The sequence below is a fragment of the Streptomyces sp. NPDC059037 genome, assembly GCF_042740015.1.
Taxonomy (GTDB): Bacteria; Actinomycetota; Actinomycetes; order Streptomycetales; family Streptomycetaceae; genus Streptomyces.
This window is the reverse complement of sequence record NZ_JBHYIG010000506.1, coordinates 1-2,085: the sequence shown is the minus strand read 5'-3', so window position 1 is coordinate 2,085 and position 2,085 is coordinate 1. Positions and strand designations below refer to the sequence as shown.

Below are 2,085 nucleotides of genomic sequence, written 5' to 3'. Positions count from 1 at the left end.
TTTGTGTATACGCGACTGGCCGGTGTGTGGGCAGGCGTTCCGCACGGCGGAACGGGTGGGCACAACGCCATAGCCGCCGGGCACCGACACAGCAAAGCGCCCGCCGGCCCCCCGCAGGGGGACGACGGGCGCCAAGTCAAACCGCCGAGCAGCGAATCAACCCTGCCGAGCAAGGTCCGCGGCACCGACAAGCCCCGCCTTGTTGCCCAGCTGAGCAGCCAGCACCTGCGCATGCGGCCGCCACTGCCCACCGATCAGCCACCGCCGGAAGGACTTCCGGATCGGGTCGAGCACCAGCTCGCCCTCGTCGGAGAGCCCGCCGCCCACGATGAACGCGGAGGGGTCGAAGAGCGAGGCCAGATCGGCCAGGCCCGCGCCGACCCAGCGGGCCAGCTCACGGTAGGAGTCGACGGCGACAGGATCCCCCTGCCGGGCCGCCTCGCTGATGTGCTTGCCCTCGATGCCGTCCACCGTGCCGTCGCCGAGCCCGAGCAGAATCTCCGCGGCCTCCGGCGTCGCGTTGGCCCGCTGCCGCCCGTACCGCAGCAGCGCACGCCCCGACGCGTACTGCTCCCAGCATCCCTGGCTCCCGCAGCCGCACAGCAGCCCGTCCGGCACGGTCCGGATGTGCCCGAACTCCGCGGCGACGCCGAAGCGTCCGCGGCGCAGCTTGTTGCCGATGATGATGCCGCCGCCGAGGCCCGTGCCCAGCGTGATGACGATGACGTCCTCGTGGCCCTGGCCCGCGCCGAACTTGTACTCGCCCCAGGCCGCCGCGTTCGCGTCGTTCTCGACGACGACCGGCAGGCCGACCCGCTGCTCGACCTTGTCCTTCAGCGGCTCGTGGCGCCAGTTGATGTTCGGCGCGAAGAGAACGGTGGCGCGCTTGTCGTCGACGTATCCGGCGGCACCGATGCCGACGGCCTCCACGTCGTTCCCCTTGCCGGCTCCCGACACGGCGGCACAGATCGCGTCCACGATGCCGTCGGCGGTCGGCGGCGTGGGCACCTTGTGGGTGTCGAGAATGGTGCCCTCTTCGTCGACCACTCCGGCCGCGATCTTCGTGCCGCCGATATCGACGCCGATGGTGAGTCCCATGTGTCCCTCAGTTTCGGTCGAGCCCCGCTACGGCCAACCGTACCCGAGGGGTGTTCAGTCCAGGTCGATGTGTTCGCCGGGCCCAGGGCCGTCATCGCGCCGCTCCGGACCTCGCGCCGCGTCGCTCCCGCGGGTCCAGCGGCCCTCCTGGCTCTCCACCGCGGAGCGGTAGGCGGCGAGCAGTTCGTTGCCCGCGGCGGCGAGGTGGTCGAAGACATCGGGGTTGCGCTCGATGACCGGTTCGACGGCGGCCTTCGCCTGCTGGACGACCTGCCTCACGGTCTGCTCGACGGCGCCCTGCGCGACCGCGCCGAGCAGCGGCGTCTGGAGTCCGGACAGCTTCTCCGAGACGGCGTCGACGAGCTTGCGCAGCTCCTCGCCCGCCGATCCCGGCGGTGTCCCGTACTGCTCACGGCGGCGGGCCTTCTCCGCCGCGAGGTCCTCGGCGCAGGCCTTCTCCCAGGCGTCGGCGTCGGTGTCGGCCGCTTCGGGCTCGGGCACTTCGCGCTCGGTGGCATCGCTCATGACGGACAGACTCCTGCGGAGGGCGGCCGGTGGACCCATGGACCGGGACCATGGACCGGGGACCTATGGATTCGTACTCCCGACGTTACCCGAACGGCGGTAGGCCGTTCACCGTGTACGCGGCCACAGATCCGGGTCGGGCGTGAACCGCACCCGCAGCTCGCCCTCGCGAAGACCGGCGCCCGCGACGGTGCAGCGGCGCAGCGCGGACGGCAGGGTGACGATGCGCCGGAACGGGCCCGCCGTGACGACCAGTTCGTCGCCCCGCCGGATCAGACCGAGCTCCTCGCGCACGGCTCCGGGCAGCGGGATGTGCCAGACCAGGACGCCGTCGTCGGCGAGGGCGTCGGTGACGGGCCACTCGCCGCCTTCCGGGAACTCCGGGGCGGCGCCGGGCGCGGGCACGCCGAGGGCGGCCAGGGCGGGGGCGCCGCGCGGGGGGGGGGCCCGGTGGGGCAGGGT

2 protein-coding genes and 1 pseudogene are annotated in these 2,085 nt (G+C 72.6%); all 3 read right to left on the bottom strand.

What is annotated here, in order from left to right; all coding sequences use genetic code 11:
- Positions 1–156: 156 nt before the first annotated feature.
- Positions 157–1,098 (bottom strand): ROK family glucokinase, encoded by a 942-nt coding sequence (locus tag ACFWY6_RS45200; RefSeq protein WP_384703699.1) that lies wholly within the window; start codon positions 1,096–1,098, stop codon positions 157–159.
- A gap of 54 nt (positions 1,099–1,152) precedes the next feature.
- On the bottom strand, positions 1,153–1,623 hold the full coding sequence (locus ACFWY6_RS45195) for a DUF5304 domain-containing protein (RefSeq protein ID WP_266867899.1): 471 nt from the start codon (positions 1,621–1,623) through the stop codon (positions 1,153–1,155).
- 108 nt (positions 1,624–1,731) lie between these two features.
- Positions 1,732–2,085: pseudogene (locus tag ACFWY6_RS45190) on the bottom strand (hypothetical protein); the annotation flags it as partial.